Below are 24,063 nucleotides of genomic sequence, written 5' to 3'. Positions count from 1 at the left end.
TCGACATAGCTGAACAGCGATCCCGCCGCCTCGTCCGTCCCGCGCATCGCCACCTCCTGTCGCAACCGTGACAAAGGTGAATCATGTTCTCAAAACCGCGTCGACCCCGGTGTTTTTCAGCAGCCTGCTAATACTCAAACCGGCCCACTCAGGTGGCGCTGGTCAATTCGAGAAATAGTATTCGGATAGGCAACAGAACTGTACTGGATGACGAAATCTCACGTAGCGCTCGGCCACCATCCAGGCCGGCTCCGAGTTTGCCTGGATCGCAGCCCGGATCTTCGGTGTCGTCCCGAACCTCACCCAGGATCGATCTTGCCATGAAGAGCGCAGAGCGACGAGGGTCTATGCGATCGTCCGGGACAGGACACATAGGAAAATAGGCGATCGATATTCCCGCGACAGTTGCAGGTGAATTTATAAGGGAACTCAAGTTTGACTAACCATACAAGTATTAAGTTGATCGAGGAAGTGATTGATAATAATTATGAAAAAATCCTACAGAACTGCCTCGGTTTGTGGGTAAATTGCCTTTGGATTCGATATGAGGAGTTATCTTCGCTAGATGAATATCGAGAAGCTTTCTTTCTTTTGCTCCAGCGTTTGCTTGATGAGGGCCGTGTTCGTTTCATAAAGCCAAATATTGATATATATTTTGTGGCTGGAGGGCCGCCCCCAAGTTTGTCGATTGAAGACGAAGAAAACCACTGGATTGCGGATGCCAATAGTGTTTTGCAGAATCTACGTAAGCGTTGGCCAGAATGTGCGAAGGATTTTGATGATGATTCCATAAATTTGTTTTTTTTCGAGACACCGCCGCTAATTTGGAAAGGTGAAGATGGCGTATGGCGTGGTTCGTGATTGAGAAGCAGATTATTTCTATCTTAGGGTTGAATTGATGAAAATTTTTAAGGGCTTGTTGGACCAGGCGGTTCTAGAATGCTTATCTTCTAATCTTGGGATTGGCGAATACTTCTCCCACGTCGGGAATCTTGTTACACTTGAGAAGGCAATCATGGTTATCGGTATTTTGTCGCCGGATTTTGTTGAGCACGATGGTCATATTTTTTGGTGCTCAAATGCGCATGAATATCAGTTAAATCCTCATCCGCTGAATGGACTGAAGCAAAATGGAAAGGGTAAATTGGAAGTAAGTCAAGATCGATATGACGTGGAGAGATATCGGAATAATTTTTCAATTAACCAGTTTTTTTCCACTTGGGAAGAGTCCGGTGATGAGAAGGTCTTTATGGTTGGCTTGTCCAAAGAAAACTATCGACTCTGCCACATTTTTGCGGAGCGGCTTGAGTATTATTGGAGGGAGGAATTGGTTAGGCACTTTCCGGAACGGACATTTGATTTCGAAATAACGGACGACCTGCTTGACGAGTATGGTGTATGCTTAACATTTTTTCAATCCTAGAGGCTCTATTTATGGCGTGGATGCCCCCTTTTGGCGGCATCGCGATGTGCCAATGTGATGTGTGTTGAGCCATCAAGGATGGAGAGAATACCCAAGTCTGAGGTTACTATCATCGGGATCGATCTGGCAAAGCGTGTCTTCCAACTGCACAGAGCGCGCCGCGACGGGTCCGTCGTATTTCGCAGGAATCTTTTCAGGGGTTAGCCGCCAGGGTTCGTCGCTCGGCCGCTCGGGGCAGAAAGAGTTTCGAGGGCAGCGCCCAAGGGACAATCCAACCGCTCACCGGCGTACATGGCCGTCGCGCAAATCGCGAACATCATGTGAGAAATATGGAGCGGGCGATGAGAGTAATATTAACAATTATAACAAATAGATATTTGGAAAGATTCTATTTGTCCAACATTTGTCCAACAATTCTTGTGCCAAGAATCGCGGGTTAGAGTTTCGTCCACTCCTTACCATCTGCTCGTTTCTTCTTGGGGCGCTGACCTGGGCGGAGTTCGAATGGAACGCGGAGAACAACCAGTACATCAACCCCGAAGGCCAGACGCTCAAGCAGTTCCGCCGCAACTACTCAGAGCCGAACCGGGGCCCGACCGGTAAAGGCGTCGCCAATATCGCGCGCTGAAGGCGACTTATCAGGTCTGTCCGTCCAAACGGCGCTACTGCCCAACAGGGACTTCCGGTCGATGACCCGTGAAGAACATGAAGATGCCCGACAGGTCGCCCGCGACATCGCCAGAGCCGGCCAATACGACCTCTCGATGAAGCTCCGAAAGAAGGTCGAGATGCTCTTCGCTCACCTCAAACGCATCCTGGACCTCCTGCCGTTCGTTCGGTTCGCGATGACGTTGACTACGTACCCAATATTGACGATCGGTGAGCGGCGGAGCTCTGCCTCTGGCCCGTGGCAGGGTCCCAGCCGCTGGCCTCGTATCCTGCATGGACAGATGGCGAAGATCGTCACCGCGACCGCAGCCGTAGTCGAAAAGGCGCATGTCGGACTGGAGCGGCCCGTCAGCAAGAATGCATTTGAGCGGGCGGGACGGCTCAGCTCGGCCAATGGCCGTGCGTGCGCGATTCTGTAGTCCGTCCTCGGCTGGTTCCATGTGGCCAGTTTATTCGCCTTCACCGACCTGTGGGCGAAATTCGACGGCGTGGCTGATCTCGTTGAACCAATCAAATTCTCAATGAGTGCTTCCGAGATGATAAAGCGTCGACTTGAACGCCGGCTGGCTCTACGATCTTGCTTTTAAAATGGTCGGTCACGCGTCTATAACATGTGCCAAGTCGGCAGCGAAGCCCAATTTATAGCGTGGCCGTCCGTGATGCGTACACGAGGAGAAGCAGTTGGCAAAGCCAACACCACAGGTGAACAGTTCAGGCGTGGTTTCGTACTATGATAAGCACGCGGATGAACTTGCCCAACGTTATGACGCGCTTTCATTTGAAGCGATCCATGCGGCACTGATGCCGTACTTTCCAACACCCCCTGCTACCGTGCTAGATGTCGGATCCGGGTCAGGGCGCGATGCGATCCATCTAGCAAAGAAGGGCTTTCACGTTCTCGCTGTTGAACCATCGAAAAGGCTTCTCGAGATCGCGCAGTCAAAATGCGGATCGAATGAGGTTTCATGGCTATCAGATCGCTTACCTTCCTTGGATTCGGTGAGGGGAGATAGGAAATTTGATTTTATTCTTTGTTCCGCTGTGTTGATGCATCTTCCATCACGAAACCAGATTCTCGCGCTCAAGAGACTATCTGAATTATGCGCAAACGGCGCTGTGCTGTATTTGACATTTCGTTCATCAGGTGTGAAGGAACTGAGCGAAATGTATGAAGTCGACAAGACCCATCTGATCAACAAGGCAGCGTCATACGGTCTTCGCCTGAAAGAAGTAGTGGAGACCTCTGACTGGTGTGGGCGTACATCCATTGCATGGTGGGCGCTTATATTCGTACGGGAGAATTGATATATGTTTTTTGCTCGCACTGTCTTTACCGTGATCGCCGTGACTTTCTGCAGTCAATTTGCACTACTAGGCTGTGCGTTTGCCCAGGGTTCTGGCGACACTGAGGACGCTGCGGCTGTATCCTCTGCAACGTCAGGCAGCGAAGCTCTCACAGCAAGAGATATCGCTTACTTGGGTTCTCCATTGATTAGCCTTATTGGAGTCGGTTTAATTGTGTATTTCACGAGAAAGAGTGACGTATCCGAACAATGGCTGAAAATAAATGAGGCTGAAGCGAATTACTTACAGAACAAGTTAGATAAGTTTTATGGGCCATTCATTGTCGAAAGCGATGCCAACCACCTATTGGCTCAGGATCTAAGATCCAGGCAGTCGGCGCCGGAGGAGTATCGCCTACTCGATAAACTCTTTGATTCTGAATGGACAAAGGCTCTGTCCGCAGGAGACAAGGAACTGGTGAGAGAGATTTGCCAAACTGGTGAGCGCCTAAGTTCAATGATAAAGGAGAATATTGGTTTGGTGGACCCCGATATTCTTCCATATATTTCGCGGGCGATTGCTCATTTCAGGGTCTTGCGCCTAGCTTACGAAGGGAAGCTCGGGGATGATAGCGCTCCCTTTCTTCGCTACGTTTATCCAAAGCAACTGGATCCCGTGTTGCAGATGGAGTTGGAGCGACTTCAAAGGCGGGTAAAGAAACTCAGACAAGAACCAACAACGCCTCACGGAGAGATAGCGCCATTGGATCTTTCAAATTACCCTCTTGAACCATGGGAAGATCCTGATCGGCCGGATTTTGACCCAAGTTCTGGTGAATTGGTAGTTGCAGACGGCTCTGGAAGCTCTCTGCTAGGCTCCCGAAAAGACTGACAGTCTCCACGATTCAACAATTGTCTTTTGCAACAGCAAGGTCGTGGCTGGTGACAAGAGCTGTGAGGTCGTCTATCCGGCGCAGATTGCGGTTTCCCGCGAGATATGAAATCCCACGATGAAGGTGCAGCCGGAACTGCTGAGCGACGACCTCCGGGTCAGTACCAAGCCCGTCACGCACACAGCGCTCTCTGAGCAACGCCATGTAAAGGTCGGCATAGCGCCCACCAAAGATTTTCCAGCTCATTTCGACATTACTGTCCGCGGGAATCTTGGAAGATGGCGGTACAGTCTGCTCGGCAAGCGACAAGCATAGTGCCCACCGGCACAGGACGTTCCAGTTTTCGATGCCTGTGACGCGCTTGAGTTTTATGAGCTGGTCTTTCGCCTGCTGCGACAGCCTTATGTGCTCTATTGCCATTACGCGGCCGCCTTTGACGATAGGTAGCCCGTGGCAACGCGCGTCGCACCGGCGGCGTCATCGTAGGCCAGTTGGTAGGTACGGCCGATCCACGGACCGAGCCTTTCAAGATACTCTCCGGCGATCTCTTCGTCCGTCGAAAGCAATAAGACCTGGTGGCTGGCGAACGGCAAATAGCGTTCGACCAGATGCATGCGGTGACCGGAATCAAGACGCCCGAGCGGCGTATCTATGGCCGTGGGAAGCGGACGCCCCGAGGCCTTGGCCAACCCCCAGAGCAAAGCGATGGCGAGAAGCTGGCGCTCGCCGGCCGACAGCCGCTCTGCGCTCAGCGGTTGGTCGTCGCGGCCGTAGAGGGTGAGCGCGTAGTTCTCCGGGTCGATCGACAAGCGCGTGATTAGGCCGGACTTTCGCAGGAGCTGTTGGTAGCTCTCCAGCACCAGTTGCTCGATGCGCCGGACATGGCGCTCTATGACCGCGCGCCGGAATGCGCCAAGCGTGCGCCTGACCTTGCTGGAGTGGTGCAGGATACGCGAGCGGTCGTCTCGCCGCCCCTTCTCTTTGATATCGGCCGCAAGCATCCGCGCGAGCGACTGCTCGCGGCGCTCCAGCTCACGCTGCTGCCGGTCTATGTCTTGCCCCATCGCGGCGTGCATGACTTCAAGCTCGGCGATGTCCGCGCGTATTTCGTTGCGCTCCTGCGTCAGCTTTTCGACGATATCGGCGTTCGGAATGTTCTCATGTTCGATGCGCGCCTGCTCTTCATCGCTGCGCCGCATGTCCTGCAGGCGGAGAAGTTTGTCCGCTTCGCGCGCCAACTTGTCGAGATCGCCGCGCAGCAGGGCGTGAAGGTCGCTGCGGACTTCCGGTGTGATATCAAGAACGGTCTCTTCTTTCCCAAGTTTCTCGCGCTCGGACCGGTCGGCATCAAAAAACGACTTGAGCGCGTCGACGATGGTCTTGTCGGCCGACTGACAGCGCAGGTGCTTGAGCGCGGCTTTGTCGCGGTCTTTGAGTGCTGCGGACAACTCCCGTGCGCGGCGGCATTCTTCTTCATGGCGGTCGCGGCTCTCGGCCGAATCGAGCAAAGTGCGCGTAAGCACCAACGGCGCGGCACCGGCGGCAAAATCGCGTAGGGCGTTCTCGCCGTCCTTCACAATTTGCACGGCGTCAGACCATTTTTTTTCAATGGCCTCGCGCTGGTCGTAAAGCGTTCCCCCGACTTTGCGGTACTTTTCCTCGACCTTGCTCAACGCGCTTTGCTGCTTGTCGATGCGGTGTGTCTGCAGGGACGCGCGCTCTTGTTTTAGGGCATCAAGGCGGCGGCGCAGATCGCGGACGTTGTCCTGGGCCGCGGTAATTTCGGTGTGGCGGGAGTCGTCCTTGCTCTCCGAACGCTTGCGGCGCTCGTAGACCTGCAGGTCTTTTTCGAGTTGGTCAACCATGTCGAGACCGAGAAGGTTCTGAATGGCTGCGCCGATCAGGGCTGAGGAGTCCTGCTGTGACGCGTAGGCCTCCACCTGCTCGCCGTCAAAAAGGAACAGGTGCGCAATGTTGGCCGGGAAGAACTCCTCAACCTGGGTTGCCCAGTTGTCGGCAAGCGATGGCTCGGACTCGCCGTTCTTAAGGACCTCAAACTGCTCCTTGCAGCCGTTGCCAGAACGTTTCCAGAAGCGGCGAAGCTTGTAGCTGTCTTCTTTGCCTTGGGCTGTGTGGCGGAAGCGAATTTCGATACCGGCCTCGGACGTCTTCGCGCCGCAGTGGATGCAGCGCGACAGATATTCCTGATAGGCGAGAGACCCGCGGTTGGAACTCTTGGCATGGGGGCCGAACAGGCCGAGCTGTAGCGCGTCAAGGAACGTTGTCTTGCCGCCGCCGTTTAACCCGCCGATCAGTACTATCGGCTTATCGGGCGCGGTGGGCGTTAGCTCGACGCTCTGTGTCCCCTCATAGAGTCCGAAATTGTGGAATGTGATCTCGTCCAGAATCATTGGCGGGCCTCATCAGGCTGGGGCGCGCTTTCGCCTTCCGTGGCGTGCGCAGACAGCTCGCCCGTAGTGCGCTCCTGTGCTTTCCCCAGCGCGTCCCGCCGCTGGCGCGCGCGGTCAACGGCATCGTCCTCGTCTACATAGAAATTGCGGAAGAATGAGCCTTCCAGTGCGTCAAACAGGCCGGCTCGGCGCAGCATCGATTTGTGCCGCTTCTCAATGGAAAGTAGCTCCCGCACAAGCTGGAAATGCAGGTCATCCTTGCCGCACAGGTCGCGCAAAAGCTCCATTTCCGTTGCGCCCATCACGAGGTTATCGTCGAGGCTGCCGCCGGAATAGGCGATGCCGGTCGTGTCTTCATAGACCTGCGGCAGGTTGTCCTCAATCTCGTGCTTTTCGACAACCCAGATGCGGCGGATTTCCTCAAGCTCCTCAAGCGTAATGAGCTCGATATCGCGCACTTCGTCGGGGCCGTTCTCGCGGATGTGCTGTTGGGCCTGTAGAACCTTGCGCAGCCACTCTTCCCGCGCCTCCTGCTTGTAGGGACCGGGAATGGGGCGGTCGTTGAATAGCTGGACGGCGCCGTTCATGCGCCGGAAATCGCGCAGCGGCCTGTCCGCATCAGGCGTCTTCGGCGGGTCGAGCTGGTTGCGGAGCTCCAGCAGCGGCAGCATCCACTCCTTCTCTTCATCGTTCTGAATCATGGCGTGCATCGACTTGTCCTTCTCGACAAGCGTGCAGACCCAGCAGCCGAAGCGGCTGTCGCCGCAGCTCGGCGTGGTCGTATCGACGACAAGCGGACATTCACCGTCGGCCGAAGCGCCCTGATACATCGTCAGCAGGTCTTTGTTGTTGTAGCCCCACGGGTTGCCGAGCTGCATGAGGAACATCCAGACGTCATCGTTGGACCAGTCTTCGACGGGCGAATAGACGTAGGAGTTGGGCAGGCTACCGTTCGGGCTGAGACGGTCGCGCGTCCGTTTTTCCTCGAAACGCTCCATGACTTTGGTGCGTGCGGCACTCTCAGCCTTTCTTGTGCCGAGAACGAGGATGGCTTCACCGTGCTGCTGCACGACAGAGCTAATGAACTGCGTGGACGGGTTGATCTTGAGCCGTTCTGTACACCACCTGAACTTTGGCCGTGGCGCAGGGTAGCCGCGGCCGATCAGGTTTACCCAAAACGTGTTTTCCGGCGCGGGAGTCAGGCGATGGGCGGTCAGCGGCAGGTCCTGATCGCTGGCCTGCCGGTCCATGCGTTCAAGCGACTTCGACACCCACAAGGCCACGACCGGATTTTCGACCAGCGTGTCGGTGCTGATAACGTAGACGGGTTTTTTGCGCTTGGCCTTCGGTAGATCGGCAAGGGCAATCCAGACGAGTTGCAAAACGGCCGTCGAGTCTTTGCCGCCGCTATAGCCGACGACCCACGGGATTTCATCGGACAGGTAAAGGTCGGCGATTTCGCTTTTGAGGGCATTGATTGTTCTCTTAAATCCGGCTTTTGCAAAGGCCGAGTTATGCGCTGGCTTTTTGGATGCCATTTGTCCCCCGATTAAATGCGTCTTCTACACGCTGCTCCTCTTCCGACAATTCAAGGCCAAGATGGGTCTTGATGGCGTTGGCTGTGAGCGTGATATTTTGGTGCGCCTTGGAAAGCTGACCGCCGACCAGGGCGCGCCCTTCCCACATCTTACTGTTGGCGCGCCGCCAGTCCATGGTCTTGAGGCCCGCGATCTCCCTCTTCCAACCCTTGGGGTAGCGCGAAATCAGCGCACGCCCTGTTCTCGCCAGAGCCTGCAGGACAACGCCGTGGGTGTGGATAAAGTCCTTGCGCACTTCACCCGCCGTCAGCTCGCCGTGGCGTACCCTGTTCCAGTCGCCCATCTGCTCGGCGACCGCCTCCCAGAATTCGAGCGCGAGCCGCGCCGCGTCTTCCGGCGAACGCTCAGACACGCCCATGAGCAATTCGTTGGTAGCATGGTAGATGGCACTCAGGGTAAAGAGCCGCCGCGAACGCGGGGCAAGGCTCGTCTTCTCAAGTTCGACAACGTCACGGAAGATGTCAGAACTGCCTATGAGGGACTTAACGAGCGCTGCGGTTTCGTCACGGTAGTCGTAGAGGATACTGAGCGAGGGTGACGGGCGAATGGCGTAGCGGTTGAGATCGGCGAACATCTGCTGACAGCGCTCAAGCCCTTTGTCGATGAAGAAAACGACCGCGATGGTTTCGTCTCCGAGTTCCGGGTTATTGCGCAGGGCATCATCAATGGCGGCGCGGCGGTGCTGGCCGTCATTGATAATAAAGCGGGCTGACATCGGGATTTTGAGAATCCCAATTCGGTTTTCCTCCCCCTCTCCGGCGACAGGCTTGAATGCAATATCGGCATCGATTGAGACGGTAATCGCCGAGAAAACATAGTCATCCACATTTTCAGTGATGTAACGGGAAAGCTCCGGTATGCGAGCCCTGTTGAGCTGTCGCTGCGCCCTGAGCTCGGGCGCGAGTTCGTCCTCGTCAAACTGGAATAGTCTCGGCAAAAGCCGCATGGGGCACATGGATACGTAGTACTCACGCTGCGCCTGGACGCCCCTGATGGCTGGAAACTGGTACTCGAAGCCGTCGCTCATTTTTGTTTATCAAGTTGTTGGGATATGCGATACAAACACATTGAACCACCATGGCCAAAGTTTGTCAAACATGAAACATACGTTTGCATCGGCATACAAACAAGACGGCGGCCCTGTCTATCTGGACTGCAATGCTACGGCGCCTATCGCGCCGGCGGTCAGGGATGCCGTGGCGCGCTGGATGACGGACGAACTGGGCAACGCCGGAAGCCGGACGCACGAGTACGGACTGCGAGCAAAGCGGGCGGTGCAGGAGGCGCGCTGTCAGGTCGCAGCCGTAGTCGAAGCAAAGACCGACGAGGTCATTTTCACAAGCGGCGCAACCGAGAGCAACAATACTGCGATTCTAGGCCTGGCGGCACACGGCGAAATGTCCGGCCGCCGCCACATCGTTTCCACGGCCATTGAGCACAAGGCAGTGCTCGAACCGCTTGAGGTGCTTGAAGCAAGGGGTTTCTCAGTTTCGCTGCTGCGGCCCGATGACTCCGGTGCGGTTTCCGCTGATGCCGTCAGGGGCGCACTTCGCCCGGACACGCTGATGGTATCGGTGATGCACGCCAACAACGAGACCGGCGCAATTCAGCCGCTCGGCGCTATTGCGGAAGCGCTGTCAGGACACGACGCCTACTTTCACGTCGACGCCGCGCAGGGCTACGGCAAGGACCTCGCGCCGCTGCGTAGCAAGCGGATTGACCTCATCAGTGTCAGCGGGCACAAAATCTACGGACCGCTCGGTGTTGGCGCATTGGTGATGCGGCGACGCGGCTTCAAGCGCCCGCCCCTCAAACCCATCATGTTCGGTGGTGGACAGGAACGAGGGCTGCGCCCCGGCACGCTTCCTGTGCCGTTGATCGTCGGGCTGGGTGTCGCGGCCGAAACCGCCCTCAAGGACAACGAGGCTCGTCTGGAACGGTGCCGGAAGATAAGGGAGGACGCGCTCGCCGCGCTCGAACCTCTGGGCATACATATGAATGCCTCCCCGGACTGCACACTATCGCATGTCATGAATTTTTCCGTGCCCGGCGTTGATTCAGAGGCCGTTATGGTGGCTCTTAAGGACATCGCCGCCATCTCAAACGGCTCAGCCTGCACCTCGCAGAGCTACATGCCCAGCCATGTCCTTGAAGCGATGGGATTGCCGCAGGACGCGATATCCGGCGCCATCCGAGTGTCCTGGTCGCACCTGACGCCAGACGTCGACTGGTACGCATTCGCATCGCGCATCGCCGAGCTGAGATAGTGTGTAGCGAAGATGTACCTGCCACAGCTTGTGAGCGGCCTCGATCGAAAGCTAAATTCGAGGTTGATTGCCAAGCCTCTGTAAAGCAAACTCTTTCGCGAACAACAACAAGATTCCGACACGCCACCTAAGAGCAGAACGACCGGGGAGCGTGCCTTGGGGGGACAGCCACTTCCGATGAGCTTGCGCGAGATTGACTACAAGGAAGACTATCGGTCCGGGTACGACAATATCGTTGAGGATTTGTTCCGCCCTTCGCTTGCGCGGTCGAACAATTACTGGCGCGCCGTCGGCTATTTTTCCAGCAGCGCGCTTGAGTCCTTTGGTGCTCCACTCGGTGAGTTTATTAGGAACGGTGGCCATATCAGACTGGTAACATCGGTCGAACTGTCGCAGGCAGACCTCGAAGCTATCGAGAACGGTGCACCCAGAGAGGGCATCTGTGCACAGCGCCTTGAGCAGATCATTGATAACGACTTTGCTGATGGCGTCGGTGACGGGACAGGTCGTTTGCTCCGCTTGCTGGAACTCGGGCGTCTGGAGATTCAAATCGCGGTCCCCAAGACCGGAACGGGTATCTATCACGAGAAGATTGGACTGTTCTTCGATGACGAAGACTTTATCGCGTTTACCGGCTCCTCCAACGAAAGCCGCAATGCATTCGAGAACAACCGCGAATGCGTAGATGTATATCCATCGTGGAGTAGTGCCGCCCGCGCTAACAGGAAGAAATCGCATTTCGAGGAATTGTGGAACCGTACTGACCAGGGCGTCGAAGTATACAGTTTTCCAGACGCAGCACGGCAGGAACTCATCAGGGTTTGTGGCGAATGGGAAGCCGGGCGTCAGCAGTACAAGCGAAAAGACAAAGAAGAACCAGACAAGTGGCGTCATCAGGATGAGGCGCTTGAAGCATTTCAAGCCGCCGAGCGCGGCGTACTCAATATGGCGACAGGCACCGGCAAGACGCGTACCGCCCTTAAAATCGTAGATGCGCTGTTCGAGCGAAACGAGATTGACACCGTGATCGTATCGACTGACGGCAACGACCTTCTGGACCAATGGTACGGCGAACTCCTTAAGGCAAGAAAGTCCGTCGATCGATCGATCCGCGTATTCCGGGAGTACAGAGATAAGAAGGAGCGGCAAAGCTTTTCGCTCGACCCAGCGAACGCCTTCTTGCTCGTGGCGCGTGAGCCCGTGGCAGGAGCGTTGCGCGAGCTAAGTGCGGATGAAGCCCACCGGACTCTTCTGATACACGATGAGGTTCATGGTCTTGGTAGCCCTGGCAACCGTAAGCGACTATCGGGCTTGTCCGACAACGTTCGATTTAGGCTTGGGTTGAGCGCGACACCTGAGCGGATGTACGATCAGGAAGGAAACGCGTTTATCGAGGATCACATAGGCCCCGTCATTAAGACATTCGGACTGAGAGAAGCAATCGAGCGCGGAATTCTCGCGCCATTCAACTACTATCCGCTCCCTTACGACCTTACAGACGAAGACCGCGAAAGGTTGACCGCCGTATACAGAAAGAAGAAGGCACGCGAAGCGGACGGATATCCGATGTCTGATACTGAGCTCTGGATCGATCTATCGCGGGTCTATAAGACCTCGGAAGCTAAACTCCCGATATTTGCCGAATTCATCAAAAACAATACAGATTTGTTGCGCCGTTGTATTGTCTTTGCGGAAACGATGGCGTACGGAGACAAAGTGCGCGATATTGTTCACGAACACAGGCCCGATTTCCATACATATTATAGTGGGGAGCACGAAAGTACTTTGCGGCGATTTGCGTCGGGAGAGCTGGAGTGTCTAATTACATGCCACCGCCTGTCTGAAGGAATTGATATTAAGTCGCTAAATACTGTAGTTTTGTTTTCGTCGGAACGCGCTCAACTGGAAACCATTCAAAGAATTGGCCGTTGCTTGAGGACAAACCCCGACGCCCCTGAAAAAATCGCGGGTATCGTCGACTTCATTCGCGAAAGCGATGGCGGCGGCGAGGCAAACGCTGACGAACTTCGGAGGGACTGGTTACTGGAACTCTCCGAAGTCCGCCCGACAGAGTGAGGAATGTAGATGGACCCCAAGATCGTTGAAGCGATAGAAGAAGCAGTAAGTGAAGCTGGACAGCCAGTTGGACTGGCCCGCAAAATGACCCGCTGGTTTGACGCGATCGCGTCAGGCAACGAAGACGTTGCGAGCAAGCAGGATGCATATAGACATCTCGAACTACTTTACGCCGAAGCGATACCCGCTGGTACTGCGTCGGCCGCGACGGAAGTAGCCGGAGACCATCCAGAAGATGTGGAGGAAGACTAATGACTGTCTCACTCCGAATTATGGGCTGGAAGGCTGAGGGGTTCAGGTGTCCCGATCACGAGATCGATTGCCGGATCAATTCGGGCGAAACAGCAAAGGTTACCTTGATTCAAATGCCCAACGGCACGGGTAAGACCACAACCCTGTCGTTGTTGCGAGCGGCACTGTCCGGTGCGGCCGGTGGCACCACTTGGAACCGCTCGCGCATCAAGGAGATGCAGAAGAAGGATGGCAGAGAAGCCGACGGACGGTTCGAGTTGCGGCTCTCCGTCAACGATAAGCCCATGACGATTATCATGGAGTTTGATTTCGACGTCGCGCGTGTTCGCTACAAGACCACGTGGAGCTCCGGGCAGGAAGATGGATTCAATCCGCCGTTTGAACTCCGTCGATTCATGAATGATGATTTTGTGAATTTTTATGTCTTTGACGGCGAACTCGCGGACAAGCTCCTGAACAGCCAGCACACAAATGCAGAGACGGCTGTAGAGAGCCTTTTCCAGGTTCATTTGCTTAAGCGCATGTCCGACAGAGTTTCGAGCTATTGGGATGACCAAACCCGAAACGTCACGGCAAAGGATGAAGCGGGATATACAAGACGAAAGAACCTACTGGCCGACTGGCGCGCGCGCCACGACGCCCTGGTCACAGAGCAGAATTCCCTTAGAGCGGACCTGAAATCCTCACTGGAGAATCTGAAAAGGCAGCGTGAAAAATATAACAAAGAGATCAAAAAAGAAAAGGAGCGCGCCGAGACTCTTAGTGATGCCGAGGCTGCACTAAACGATTTTCAGGCAAGCGTGGACGAAAACGCCAAAGACCTGCTTGACACTATGCGTAACCCGCACGCGCTCTTTACTGGGTTTGCTTCATCCATGTTTGAACTAAAGGCGGGCCTTGACCGCGTAAAGTTGCCAGAGAGCGCCGCACGTGAGTTTTTTGAAGAATTGGCGGATGAAGATGAGTGTGTGTGTGGAAGGGGAATAGACGAAGGAGTCCGGCAGGTCATTAAGACCAAGTCGAAACAGTATCTCGGCTCTGACGATGTCATTTTCCTTAATGCCATGAAGTCCGCAATATCAGATGCCGTTGGTGGGTCCCGCAGCGAAGCCGCCGACGAGCTGACTCAGAAGGTCAGCGACATGACCTCGTTGGTCACCGATCTCCAATCTGCGCAAAATGAGCTGGATGAGATCAGGCGCGAAGCTGAAGAATCCGACCCGGACGTTATGAAGGCAAAGGAGGAAATTGATCGACTCTCCCGACAGTGCGAAAGGATTGAAGAAAGTCTGAGCGGCTTTGAAGGGAAGGATGACTCGGTTCGTCTTGACAAGATCAACAAGGTCGACCCCAAGCGTATAGACCAAATTGAAACCATCGAGGATGGAATCAAGATTCTTGAGGATTTGGTCGACGAGGCCAGAGATACGCAGGCGCTGAGGCGAAAGCGTGACCTTCTGAAGCGCATAATCGACAGGGCTCATCGCAAGGCAAAGGAGACGATTGCAAGCGAAATCAGAGACGAGGCCAACGAGAAAATTTCGGCCTTAATGCCAAATAACAGTATCCGTATTGAGAGGATTGACCGGTGCCTTGTGCTCAGTGGACAGTCCGGCGGAAGCGTCGGAGAAACTCTGTCAGTTGGCTATGCTTTCCTCTCAACGCTATTCGATCGCGCGGAGCAGCATCAACTTCCGTTCGTTGTAGACAGCCCCGCTAACCCGATAGACTTGGATATCAGACCCAATATTGGAGCGCTAGTTCCAAATCTAACGGGGCAGTTCATCGCATTTGTTATTTCGTCGGAGCGGGAGGGGTTCCTCCCCAGCCTAAAGAAGTCTGGAGGCAAGGACATACAGTTTATCACTGTCTTCCGAAAAGGTGCCAGCCACCTTGAAACCAAAGCTATTGCCAGCGATGGCTGCGTTACCAGCGAGGACGGCTTTCGAGTAATCGATGAGAAATTCTTTGAAGAGTTCCAGCTTGATGCGGAGGAGGTATAATGGATTTTGCGATTAGAAAGGATGCGAGCGATTGGTTCAAATACATTCGATCGAACTTTTCAGCGCCACCAGGCATGGTCCCCGCGCGTGACTTTGACGCTTTCTATTTTTGCTTTGTAGCCGGAATAAAAACTATGAGGAAGAACGAGGTTGGGGGAAGCGACACCAGAGCGTTGGTCGATAACTTTCCTGGTCCGTACAAGAATCGAGGTCGGCTTTTGGTTAGCTTATTTTTGAGCCGCGAGCTGGAATATCTCGGTGTGGTCATGAGCGAGAAAAAAGCAGTGAATGCTGCGATTACAAAGCTGGTCGATCCCGACGCTCAGAATTTCCTTAGCGATGATGGTGTTCGGGAGTTCAACAAGTACGCACATGGAGGCTATGACGTTCTCCATATGGAGTGGTTCAACGGTTCCCCCTACTCCTTGGAAACTTTCTTACGGACATTCCGGCGCAAGGTCGAAAGCGCTGACCCGGGCTTGGCGGCCTGATCACCATGCCTGTCAAACCTACCCAGCTCGGCGTCAAGTTCCTGTTTGAGCAGAAGCATGTGTTTGCTGTTCCGAAGTACCAGCGCGGGTAACCGCCATCGCGCAGGGTCACAAACAATTCGATATCGACGTTCTGCGCCCTGGAATTACAAGGGTACCTGCGAAGGGGAACACGGTCACGAACATCATCGAACTGAAGGTCACGCTTGAGTACATCGACCCCGCAGTAACCCGTACCCTGCAAGTGCCCGCCGATATCGGCCTAGACCGCCTGTATCTCACGATCCAGGCCGCGCCTGGGCTAGACCAACTCGCATCTCTACATGTTCGAGGCACGCGGCGCGACATGGGGGCTGCCTGACCCGAACGTCGGCGGCAGTGACCTGCCCGCCAAAAAAACCACCCTAGCCGAGCTTATCGAGGATACCGGCGCTCGCACAATCTCCTACCTCTACGACTTCGGCGACAGCTGGGACCACAAGATCAGGGTCGGCAAGATCAGTGACCCTGTTCCCGGCAAACTCTACCCCCGCCTGACGGATATCTCGGGCCGCTGCCCACCAGATGATGTGGGTGGGTTCCCGGGATACGAAGAGTTCCTCGAGGCCATGGCCGATCCCAAACACCCCGAACACGCCGACTCAAGCGATGGTACGGCGGTGACTTCGATCCCGACACTTCAGACAGCGACGAACTCCGCCTCGAAGTCCACAAACTTGCCAAACGCTGGAAGCCGAAGAAATGGGCAATCAACTGATCAACGTGGGCTCAGCGCATCGCTTACGTTCTGTCTTGGAGCATTTGCTTCATGGAGCTACGATTGGCTCGCCTAGGTTCTTGTCAACCCTAGGGCATCGCGATGCTCTTCAATCATGGAGACATCGTGATGAGGATACTTTCAAAACGCCAGCTGAAGGAGTTGGTCTTGTATTCACACCAACACGTTGCACGCTTGGAAAAGGCAGGCAAATTCCCCAAGCGGGTGCAGCTTGGCCCGAACCGGGTGGGATGGGTTGAGGATGAAGTGCTGGACTGGCTGCAATTGCGGCTGGATGATCGCGAAATTCCCAACCGACACTCCTGATACAGGAGCTGGGTGGCCGGGCGTGCACAGCTCGGTCACCCAATCGATCGAGTGGACCACTCCCGTCGCCCATGGGGATACTACATGCCGCAGGGCAACGCAGCCTTATCACCATTCGTACAGCCGGAAGCATTAGCGACAGGGCAATGACGGCAGTGTGGGACTCCCATGCCGTTCGCTTTATCCGCATCATTGTCGACTTCGTCAGCGCAGAATCTAGCAGGTCGCGGCGGGAAGCTGCAGTTCGCTGCGCCTGCGAAATTGGGAGTGGTACCTCATGAAAACGGCCATTCACCGCACGAGAGTAGCGTACAGGTTCGCTTGCGAGGAGTGGAGAGGGGCGCGAACGAAATCAGAAAACAGGGTTGCCATACCGACGCCATTGCTGATTTCTATCGGATTGCCGAATTGTAATTGTAGTGACCAATCATGCTGGACAAGCTGGAGATGTTCATCGCCGTGGCCAAGGAGGGTCACTTCGGCCGCGCGGCGATCAGCATCGGGATCACCCAACCTTCGCTTTCGGCAGGGATCAAGCAGCTTGAGCAACAGTTGGGCGTGCAGCTCATCTTTCGTGGCTCCCGGTATGGCGGTCTCACCCCGGAAGGGCAGGCGACGCTGGTCTGGGCGCGGCGGATCGTTGGCGATGCCCGCCAATTGCGCGAGGAAATGCGCGCCAAGCGGCATGGTCTGTCCGGCCAACTCAGGATCGCGGCGATCCCGACGGCGCTGACATGGGCGGCGCGGCTGTGCCACCGGTTCAACGCGAAGCACCCCAATGTGCGCTTTACCATCCTGTCGCGCACCTCGGTCGAGATTTTGTCGATGCTGGACAATCTCGATGTGGATGCGGGTATTTCATATCTCGACAACGAGCCGATGGGCAGGGTCAGCACGGAACCGCTCTACGCGGAGCGTTACATGCTGGTCTGCGCCGAGGGCTCGCGATTTGCCGAACGCGACTCGGTAGCATGGGCAGAACTGGTGCAAGAGCGGCTTTGCCTGCTGACGCCGGACATGCAGAACCGCCGGATCATCAATCGCAATTTCGCCGCCGTTGATGTAACGCCCGAGGCGTGGATCGAATCGAACTCCACCGTGGTTCTTATGGCCACGGTCGAAACCGGGGGCTGGGTGACGGTTTTGCCCGAGGATTCGGCGCGGTTTCATGCGATTGGCAAACCGGTGCGGTTGATCCCGTTGACCGGTCCCGAACCGGCCCATTCGGTCGGACTGGTTGCACCCTGGCGCGAGCCGCATACCCCGGTTCTGGAGAGCCTCTTGCGCGAGGCGCGCCGATTGGCAGCCGAGTCCTGATAGAGAGCGACTATCAATCGACCGGATAGCGATATTGATTGCCCATGATGAAACCTGATTGACTGACCTCAGCAACCGCATGAGGCCAGCCATGAATGACCCCGTCCCCACGTCTGAGGAAATCGACACCCTTCTCGCAGAACATTCGCATCTCGAGGGACCGCTATTGCCGATCCTTCACGCGATGCAAGACAGTTTTGGTCATATTCCCGAGGCGGCACATCGCCCCATCGCCGAGGCCCTGAACATCAGCCGGGCGGAACTGCATGGCGTGATCAGTTTCTACCACGATTTCCGCGAGAACCCCGCCGGGCGGCATGTGCTGAAAATCTGCCGTGCCGAGGCTTGTCAGGCGGTGGGCGGCACGGCGCTGGCAGAGGCGACATTGGCCAAGCTGGGGCTGGATTGGCACGGCACGACAATCAACGGGGCGGTGACGGTCGAGCCGGTCTATTGCCTCGGGCTCTGCGCCTGTGCGCCCGCCGCGATGCTGGATGATCGGGTGGTCGGCCGGGTGGACACCGCCCGGATGGATGCCCTCCTGGCGGAGGCGGGCGCATGAAGATTTACGTTCCCATGGACAGCGCGGCCAAGGCACTGGGTGCCGACGAAGTCGCCGAGGCGATCCGCGCAGAGGCCAAGACACGGGGCATCGAACTCGAGCTTGTCCGCAATGGCACGCGCGGGATGATCTGGCTGGAGCCGCTGGTCGAGGTCGAGATCGACGGCGTGCGCCACGGCTATGGCCCGGCCACGGTTGCCGATGTGGCGGGCATTCTGGCGGGCGCCAGCGCCAAGGCGCTCGGACCGGTCGAGGAACTGGACTGGATGGCGAGGCAGACGCGGCTGACCTTTGCCCGCGTCGGCGTGATCGACCCGCTCGATCTGGCGGATTACGAGGCACATGGCGGGCTTGCCGGTCTGCGCCGGGCGATCGTTATGGATGGGGCCGGGATCGTCGAGGAGGTCGCCAAGTCCGGGCTGCGCGGGCGTGGCGGCGCGGGTTTTCCGACGGGCATCAAGTGGAAATCCGTGAAGGACGCGAGCGGACTGCAAAAATACATCGTCTGCAACGCCGATGAGGGCGACAGCGGCACTTTCGCCGACCGGATGATAATGGAGGGCGACCCTTTTACCCTGATCGAGGGCATGGCGATCGCTGGTCTCGGCGTGGGCGCTACCAAGGGCTACGTCTATCTTCGTTCGGAATATCCCGATGCCATCGCGGTGATGCGCCGCGCGGTCGAGATCGCGCGCGGGGCAGGCGTGCTGGGCGCGGATGTGCTGGGGTCCGGCCGCGCCTTCGACATGGAAATCCGCGTCGGTGCAGGGGCCTATGTCTGCGGCGAGGAAACCTCGCTGCTGAATTCGCTCGAAGGCAAGCGCGGCGTGGTGCGTGCCAAGCCGCCCCTGCCTGCGCTTGAGGGCTTTCTTGGGCGGCCCACCGTGGTGAACAACGTGATTTCTCTGGCCACCGTGCCGGTCATTTTCGAGAAGGGCGCGCAACACTATGCCGATTTCGGCCTTGGGCGGTCGCGCGGCACCGTGACCTTGCAGATCGCGGGTAATGTGGCGCGCGGCGGGCTTTTCGAGACCGCCTTCGGCATCACTCTGGACGAGGTGGTCAATGACCTTGGCGGCGGCACCGCCTCGGGCCGCCCGGTCAAGGCCGTGCAGGTGGGCGGGCCGCTTGGGGCCTATATCCCGGTCGCCAATTTCGACGCGCCGCTCGGTTACGAGGAGTTGGACGCCAAGGGCGGGCTCCTGGGCCATGCCGGTCTGGTGGTGTTCGATGACGCCGTCAACATGCTGGGCATGGCCCGCTTCGCGATGGAATTCTGCGCGGTCGAGAGTTGTGGCAAATGCACCCCCTGCCGGATCGGCGCCGTGCGCGGCGTCGAGACGCTGGACCGGATCGCCGAGGGCGACGGAGCGGCGATCCCGCTCCTGACGGATCTCTGCGAGACTATGCAAGACGGCTCGCTTTGCGCGCTGGGCGGCTTCACACCCCTACCGGTGATGTCCGCGCTCACGCATTTTCCCGACGATTTCGCCACCCGAAAGGAGGCCGCCGAATGAAGGATTTCATCATTCCGAACGACCGTGACATGGGCACGCCCGCCAAGTCCGGCGCGCCGGTGACGCTGGAGATCGACGGCCTGCCCGTGACCGTGCCCGAGGGCACTTCGGTGCTGCGCGCGGCGGCCGAGGCGGGCATTCAGATCCCCAAGCTCTGCGCCTCGGACAATCTGGAGGCCTTCGGCTCCTGCCGCCTCTGCGTGGTCGAGATCGAGGGACGGCGCGGCACGCCGGCGTCCTGCACAACGCCTGTCACCCCCGGCATGGTGGTCCACACCGGCTCAAGCAAGGTGCGCAAGATCCGCAAAGGGGTGATGGAACTCTACATCTCCGACCACCCGCTCGATTGCCTGACCTGCTCGGCCAATGGCGATTGCGAATTGCAGGATATGGCCGGGGCCGTCGGTCTGCGCAACGTGCGCTATGAGGCGCCGGAAAACGGCGGTCTGGCCAATCATTTCGAGGCCCGCAACACGAGCGGCGAGGCCAATCCCGAATGGTTGCCCAAGGACGACAGCAACCCCTATTTCAGCTATGACCCCAGCAAATGCATTGTCTGCAACCGCTGCGTTCGCGCCTGCGAAGAGGTGCAGGGCACCTTTGCGCTGACCATCGAGGGCCGTGGCTTTGACAGCCGGGTCGCCGCAGGCGGGCCAGCCGATGATTTTCTCGCCTCCGACTGTGTCAGCTGCGGCGCCTGCGTGCAGGCCTGCCCGACCGCGACGCTTCAGGAAAAATCCATCATCGAACTGGGCACGCCCGACCGTTCGGTGATCACCACCTGCGCCTATTGCGGCGTGGGCTGCTCGTTCAAGGCCGAAATGAATGGCGACACGCTGGTGCGCATGACCCCCTACAAGCACGGCAAGGCCAATCGCGGGCATTCCTGCGTCAAGGGCCGCTTTGCCTATGGCTATGCCCATCACAAGGACCGCATTCTCAAGCCGATGATCCGCGATCAGATCAGCGATCCCTGGCGCGAAGTGGAGTGGGATGAGGCAATGACCTTCGCCGCCACCCGGATGCTCGGGCTTCAGGAGAAATATGGCAAGAAATCCATCGGGGTGATCACGTCGAGCCGCTGCACCAACGAGGAAACCTATCTGGTGCAGAAACTGGCGCGCGCGGTCTTTGGCAACAACAACACCGACACCTGCGCACGGGTCTGCCATTCGCCCACGGGCTATGGTCTGGGTCAGACATTTGGCACCTCTGCGGGCACGCAGGATTTCGATTCTGTCGAGCAGACCGATGTGGTGGTGGTGATCGGCGCGAATCCGACCGACGGGCACCCGGTCTTTGCTTCGCGCCTCAAGAAGCGGCTGCGCGAAGGCGCCAAGCTGATCATCGTCGATCCGCGCCGGATTGATCTGGTGAAATCGGCGCATGTCGCGGCGTCGCATCACCTGCCACTGCGCCCCGGCACCAATGTCGCCGTGGTCAGTGCCCTTGCCCATGTGATCGTCACCGAGGGGTTGATGGATCAGGACTTCATCCGCGAGCGGTGTGACTGGGATGAATTCCAGCATTACGCCGAATTCATCAGCAACCCCCGCCACTCGCCCGAGACAACGGCGATGCTGACCGGCGTCGATCCGGCAGAACTGCGCGCCGCCGCCCGCCTCTTTGCCACTGGTGGCAACGGGTCGATCTACTACGGCCTTGGCGTGACCGAGCATAGCCAAGGGTCCACCACCGTCATGGGCATCGCCAACCTTGCCATGCTCACCGGCAACATGGGACGGCCCGGCGTGGGTGTGAACCCGCTGCGCGGTCAGAACAATGTGCAGGGCGCCTGCGACATGGGGTCTTTCCCGCACGAACTGCCCGGCTATCGCCACGTCAAAGGCCCCGAGGTGCGAAAGGTCTTTGAAGAGGCCTGGGGCGTTCAGATCGACGCGGAACCGGGCCTGCGCATCCCCAACATGCTCGATGCCGCCGTGGATGGCACCTTCAAGGGGCTCTATTGCCAGGGTGAAGACATCCTGCAATCGGACCCCGACACCAAACATGTCGCGGCGGGTCTGGCAGCGATGGAATGTGTCATCGTGCATGACCTCTTTCTCAACGAGACCGCGAATTACGCGCATGTCTTCCTGCCCGGTTCGACCTTCCTCGAGAAAGACGGCACCTTTACCAATGCAGAGCGCCGGATCAACCGCGTACGCAAGGTGATACCGCCCCTCAATGGCTATGCCGACTGGGAAATCACCCAGATGCTCGCCAATGCGATGGGCGCCGGCTGGCACTACACCCACCCCGCCCGGATCATGGATGAGATCGCGGCGACGACGCCCTCTTTCGCCGGGGTGGATTACGCGCTCCTGGAGGAAAAAGGCAGCGTGCAATGGCCCTGCAACGAGGCGCACCCCGAGGGGACGCCGCTGATGCATGTGGACGGTTTCATGCGCGGCAAGGGGCGGTTCATCGTTACCGAATATGTGGCGACCGACGAGAAAACCGGCCCGCGTTTCCCGCTCCTGCTCACCACCGGGCGCATTCTCAGCCAGTATAACGTCGGCGCCCAGACCCGGCGCACCGACAATGTGGTCTGGCATGAAGAGGATCTGCTGGAAATCCATCCGCATGATGCCGAGGTGCGCGGGCTGAAAGACGGCGATTGGGTGCGGCTGGCCAGTCGCGCGGGGGAGACGACCCTGCGCGCCAAGCTCACGGACCGGGTCAGCCCCGGCGTGGTCTACACCACCTTCCACCACCCCGACACGCAGGCCAATGTCATCACCACCGACTATTCCGACTGGGCCACCAATTGCCCGGAATACAAGGTGACGGCGGTGCAGGTCAGCCTGTCGAACGGGCCGACCGACTGGCAGGAGGAGTATGCCGCGCAGGCCGCACAAGCGCGGCGTATCCTGCCGGCGGCGGAGTGACGGTAATGGGCTTTTCTCCCACCCAAAGCCGACCGGGCCTCTCGGTGCAGGGCGAGGGGGTGCGCCGCGTCACCCGCGCCCTGCCCGATGAGGTGCCGGTGGCCTTTGTCTTTGACGGCACGACGCAGGCAGTGATGATGGCGACTCCTGACGATATCGCCGATTTCGCCCATGGCTTCGCCGTGACCGAAGGGATCGTGACCGACCCCGCGCAGATCGAGGACTTCGAGATTGCCGAGCACGCCCAGGGGATCGAGGCGCGGTTCTGGCTGCGCGAGGATCGCCAAGAGGCGCTCACGGCGCGGCGGCGTTATATGGCCGGGCCGGTGGGCTGTGGTCTCTGCGGCATCGACTCTCTGGAACAGGCGATCAGGCTGGTGCCCCGCGTCACGCGAACCGGCCCGCCCTTTTCGCTGCGCGAGATTGCCCGCGCCACCGATGCGCTTGGCACCTGCCAGCCGCTGCATGATCTCACCCGCGCCACCCATGCCGCCGGCTTCATTCTGCCGGATGCGGGCCTCATACTCGCCCGCGAGGATGTGGGACGGCATAATGCGCTCGACAAGCTGATTGGCGCGCTCTGGCGTGCTGGCATCGACCCGTCGGAAGGGGCCATCGTGATGACCAGCCGCCTCTCTGTCGAACTGGTGCAGAAATGCGCCATGGCGGGCTGCGGCATCCTGATCGCCGTGTCGGCACCGACCGCTCATGCGCTGCGGCTGGCCGATGAGGCAGGGATCACCCTCGCGGCCTTTGCCCGTGGCGGCGGCTTCGATCTCTATTCCCACCCCCATCGCATCGACATCGAGGTTCACCATGTCGCCTGAGAAAATGGTCCATATGGCCAACCAGATCGCAACATTCTTCAAGACCCAGCCCGGCAACGATCAGGCCGCCCGCATCGCCGCACACCTGACCGACTATTGGGAGCCGCGCATGCTGGATCAGCTTCACGACCACGTCGGCGCAGGGGGAAAGGGGCTGGACGATCTGGTAATTGCGGCAGAGGCAGAGATCGTGAAGACGCACGTACGCGCCTGACACGGAGCAACTCCATGCGGTGTGGCGCCGGAGCAATTCCAAAGCCCTGCATCCAGATTGGCTGCTTCCGGTCACTTTGACGTTCAGCCCCTGATGGCAACAGAATTGCCTTTGATGACGAAATACTCTTTGAACGATTGATCTGTTGCCTTTCGCTCGGGCAAGGCAAACGGCAGGTTGACGTCCACAGTGTGAATTCCTGCCACGCCCAAGGTCCCGAACCTATCAAATGCCTCGTTCGACGTGCGATGACACAGCTAGCCAGACTTCGCTCGGACGGCGGCT

The 24,063-nt window shown here is 57.7% G+C and carries 22 protein-coding genes and 1 pseudogene; 19 read left to right on the top strand and 4 right to left on the bottom strand.

Translation table 11 applies throughout. The annotated features are described in order from the left end of the window. The first annotated feature begins 435 nt into the window (after nucleotides 1-435). The 5 genes and pseudogenes from DDZ14_RS19305 to DDZ14_RS19300 all read left to right on the top strand — a co-directional run bounded on the left by DDZ14_RS19305 (nucleotide 436) and on the right by DDZ14_RS19300 (nucleotide 4,267). Nucleotides 436-861: a hypothetical protein gene (locus DDZ14_RS19305; protein WP_146193072.1), complete on the top strand. Its 426-nt coding sequence runs from the start codon at nucleotides 436-438 to the stop codon at nucleotides 859-861. 37 nt (nucleotides 862-898) lie between these two features. Next, nucleotides 899-1,423 carry a hypothetical protein gene (locus DDZ14_RS02925; RefSeq protein ID WP_109423437.1) on the top strand — a complete coding sequence of 175 codons (525 nt, stop codon included), beginning with the start codon at nucleotides 899-901 and terminating at the stop codon, nucleotides 1,421-1,423. Nucleotides 1,424-1,910: 487 nt separating this feature from the next. Further along, nucleotides 1,911-2,247, top strand: a pseudogene (locus tag DDZ14_RS20230) (IS5/IS1182 family transposase); the annotation flags it as partial. Nucleotides 2,248-2,773: 526 nt separating this feature from the next. Further along, on the top strand, nucleotides 2,774-3,397 hold the full coding sequence (locus DDZ14_RS02915; RefSeq protein WP_146193071.1) for a bifunctional 2-polyprenyl-6-hydroxyphenol methylase/3-demethylubiquinol 3-O-methyltransferase UbiG: 624 nt from the start codon (nucleotides 2,774-2,776) through the stop codon (nucleotides 3,395-3,397). A gap of 3 nt (nucleotides 3,398-3,400) precedes the next feature. Next, the gene (locus tag DDZ14_RS19300) at nucleotides 3,401-4,267 is read left to right on the top strand and encodes a hypothetical protein (RefSeq protein WP_146193070.1); all 867 of its coding nucleotides are present in this window, start codon (nucleotides 3,401-3,403) and stop codon (nucleotides 4,265-4,267) included. Between the two features lie 13 nt (nucleotides 4,268-4,280). On the opposite strand, the gene dndE is transcribed toward DDZ14_RS19300, so the two are convergent. From dndE to dndB, 4 genes are read right to left on the bottom strand one after another with little or no spacing between them, the layout of a single operon-like run. After that, the gene (gene dndE, locus DDZ14_RS02910) at nucleotides 4,281-4,688 is read right to left on the bottom strand and encodes a DNA sulfur modification protein DndE (protein WP_109423435.1); all 408 of its coding nucleotides are present in this window, start codon (nucleotides 4,686-4,688) and stop codon (nucleotides 4,281-4,283) included. After that, on the bottom strand, nucleotides 4,688-6,679 hold the full coding sequence (dndD, locus tag DDZ14_RS02905; RefSeq protein WP_109423434.1) for a DNA sulfur modification protein DndD: 1,992 nt from the start codon (nucleotides 6,677-6,679) through the stop codon (nucleotides 4,688-4,690). The genes dndE and dndD overlap by 1 nt, the downstream gene beginning before the upstream one ends. After that, the gene (gene dndC / locus DDZ14_RS02900) at nucleotides 6,676-8,217 is read right to left on the bottom strand and encodes a DNA phosphorothioation system sulfurtransferase DndC (protein WP_109423433.1); all 1,542 of its coding nucleotides are present in this window, start codon (nucleotides 8,215-8,217) and stop codon (nucleotides 6,676-6,678) included. The genes dndD and dndC overlap by 4 nt, the downstream gene beginning before the upstream one ends. Continuing rightward, entirely contained in the window at nucleotides 8,192-9,304 is a 1,113-nt protein-coding gene (gene dndB, locus DDZ14_RS02895; protein WP_109423432.1) for a DNA sulfur modification protein DndB, read from the bottom strand. Before dndB ends, dndC begins: the two co-directional genes overlap by 26 nt. Here dndB and dndA point away from each other — a divergent pair. The 14 genes from dndA to DDZ14_RS02835 all read left to right on the top strand — a co-directional run bounded on the left by dndA (nucleotide 9,270) and on the right by DDZ14_RS02835 (nucleotide 23,778). Further along, entirely contained in the window at nucleotides 9,270-10,544 is a 1,275-nt protein-coding gene (gene dndA / locus DDZ14_RS02890; RefSeq protein ID WP_199221268.1) for a cysteine desulfurase DndA, read from the top strand. The genes dndB and dndA overlap by 35 nt on opposite strands. 177 nt (nucleotides 10,545-10,721) lie before the next feature. Continuing rightward, nucleotides 10,722-12,620: a DEAD/DEAH box helicase family protein gene (locus DDZ14_RS02885; protein ID WP_109423430.1), complete on the top strand. Its 1,899-nt coding sequence runs from the start codon at nucleotides 10,722-10,724 to the stop codon at nucleotides 12,618-12,620. A 9-nt stretch (nucleotides 12,621-12,629) separates the two neighbouring features. Continuing rightward, nucleotides 12,630-12,872: a CxC ATPase DNA modification system associated small protein gene (locus tag DDZ14_RS19845; RefSeq protein ID WP_199221267.1), complete on the top strand. Its 243-nt coding sequence runs from the start codon at nucleotides 12,630-12,632 to the stop codon at nucleotides 12,870-12,872. Beyond that, nucleotides 12,872-14,875: an AAA family ATPase gene (locus tag DDZ14_RS02880; protein ID WP_109423429.1), complete on the top strand. Its 2,004-nt coding sequence runs from the start codon at nucleotides 12,872-12,874 to the stop codon at nucleotides 14,873-14,875. Before DDZ14_RS19845 ends, DDZ14_RS02880 begins: the two co-directional genes overlap by 1 nt. Then, nucleotides 14,875-15,366: a hypothetical protein gene (locus tag DDZ14_RS02875; RefSeq protein ID WP_199221266.1), complete on the top strand. Its 492-nt coding sequence runs from the start codon at nucleotides 14,875-14,877 to the stop codon at nucleotides 15,364-15,366. Before DDZ14_RS02880 ends, DDZ14_RS02875 begins: the two co-directional genes overlap by 1 nt. A gap of 97 nt (nucleotides 15,367-15,463) precedes the next feature. Beyond that, the gene (locus DDZ14_RS20225) at nucleotides 15,464-15,727 is read left to right on the top strand and encodes a hypothetical protein (protein WP_199221273.1); all 264 of its coding nucleotides are present in this window, start codon (nucleotides 15,464-15,466) and stop codon (nucleotides 15,725-15,727) included. After that, nucleotides 15,690-16,199 carry a plasmid pRiA4b ORF-3 family protein gene (locus DDZ14_RS02870; RefSeq protein ID WP_199221265.1) on the top strand — a complete coding sequence of 170 codons (510 nt, stop codon included), beginning with the start codon at nucleotides 15,690-15,692 and terminating at the stop codon, nucleotides 16,197-16,199. Before DDZ14_RS20225 ends, DDZ14_RS02870 begins: the two co-directional genes overlap by 38 nt. Before the next feature lie 53 nt (nucleotides 16,200-16,252). Beyond that, nucleotides 16,253-16,450, top strand: coding sequence for an AlpA family transcriptional regulator (locus DDZ14_RS02865; protein ID WP_109423455.1), 198 nt, complete (start codon nucleotides 16,253-16,255; stop codon nucleotides 16,448-16,450). Between the two features lie 429 nt (nucleotides 16,451-16,879). Next, complete coding sequence (locus DDZ14_RS02860) at nucleotides 16,880-17,767, top strand: LysR family transcriptional regulator (RefSeq protein ID WP_109423427.1); 888 nt, start codon at nucleotides 16,880-16,882, stop codon at nucleotides 17,765-17,767. A 91-nt stretch (nucleotides 17,768-17,858) separates the two neighbouring features. Next, nucleotides 17,859-18,329: a formate dehydrogenase subunit gamma gene (locus DDZ14_RS02855; protein WP_109423426.1), complete on the top strand. Its 471-nt coding sequence runs from the start codon at nucleotides 17,859-17,861 to the stop codon at nucleotides 18,327-18,329. Further along, a complete protein-coding gene (locus DDZ14_RS02850; RefSeq protein ID WP_109423425.1) occupies nucleotides 18,326-19,846 on the top strand; it encodes an NADH-quinone oxidoreductase subunit NuoF in 1,521 nt (506 codons plus the stop codon). Before DDZ14_RS02855 ends, DDZ14_RS02850 begins: the two co-directional genes overlap by 4 nt. Continuing rightward, nucleotides 19,843-22,737, top strand: a complete 2,895-nt coding sequence (gene fdhF, locus DDZ14_RS02845) for a formate dehydrogenase subunit alpha (protein WP_109423424.1) — start codon at nucleotides 19,843-19,845, stop codon at nucleotides 22,735-22,737. The genes DDZ14_RS02850 and fdhF overlap by 4 nt, the downstream gene beginning before the upstream one ends. Nucleotides 22,738-22,742: 5 nt before the next feature. Beyond that, nucleotides 22,743-23,564, top strand: coding sequence for a formate dehydrogenase accessory sulfurtransferase FdhD (gene fdhD / locus DDZ14_RS02840; protein ID WP_109423423.1), 822 nt, complete (start codon nucleotides 22,743-22,745; stop codon nucleotides 23,562-23,564). Beyond that, on the top strand, nucleotides 23,554-23,778 hold the full coding sequence (locus DDZ14_RS02835) for a formate dehydrogenase subunit delta (RefSeq protein ID WP_109423422.1): 225 nt from the start codon (nucleotides 23,554-23,556) through the stop codon (nucleotides 23,776-23,778). The genes fdhD and DDZ14_RS02835 overlap by 11 nt, the downstream gene beginning before the upstream one ends. The last annotated feature ends 285 nt before the right edge of the window (nucleotides 23,779-24,063 follow it).

The sequence above is a fragment of the Maritimibacter sp. 55A14 genome (assembly GCF_003122205.1).
In the GTDB taxonomy this organism is placed as follows: Bacteria; Pseudomonadota; Alphaproteobacteria; order Rhodobacterales; family Rhodobacteraceae; genus QEYE01.
Note: the sequence above shows the minus strand (reverse complement) of the source record. Positions and strands in the feature narration are given on the sequence as shown.